Source organism: Symbiopectobacterium sp. (assembly GCF_051710365.1).
In the GTDB taxonomy this organism is placed as follows: domain Bacteria; phylum Pseudomonadota; class Gammaproteobacteria; order Enterobacterales; family Enterobacteriaceae; genus Symbiopectobacterium.
This window is the reverse complement of the sequence record NZ_JBPETA010000412.1, coordinates 1-482: the sequence shown is the minus strand read 5'-3', so window position 1 is coordinate 482 and position 482 is coordinate 1. Positions and strand designations below refer to the sequence as shown.

Annotated in this window: 1 protein-coding gene; it reads left to right on the top strand. The window is 51.9% G+C overall.

Features of this window, described 5'->3' with window-relative positions:
• On the top strand, window positions 1-444 hold a 444-nt coding region (locus ACTBDZ_RS18385; protein ID WP_438816341.1), incomplete at its 5' end, for a LysE family translocator.
• Window positions 445-482: the final 38 nt, after the last annotated feature.

The following is a 482-nucleotide window of genomic DNA, read 5'->3' as shown; positions in this document are numbered from 1 at the left end:
CAGCAAATGCCACCGCTTTTTGTTTTGCTGCAACTCGCTGGGGCGCTGTATCTGCTGTGGATCGGTTCACAGCTCGTACGCAGTTCGGCACGAACGACCGCGTTAACGGTCACGGAGACGCAGCGCGTGCCTTCACTGGCACATCAGCTGCTACTCGGACTGGGTTCCTCGTTGCTTAACCCCAAAAATATGCTGTTTTATATCAGCCTGATGGCCAGTATTCTTGGCCCATCCGTCACGCTGACACAACAAGCCGTCAGCGGCGGGTGGATGTTCAGCGTGGTATTACTTTGGGATATCGCATTAGCAGCGACCATAGGTCAACAACGGCTACAGCAGACGTTGCAGCGTTACCTTTATCCGTCATTCCGCACCTACTTTAAGAATAAATTCGACGGTATCGCTCGCCGAGAACATCAACGATGGTCTTGTGAACAGAATTGAGGTTGGATACTTGTGGTGGTCTGTCACCAATACTGAAC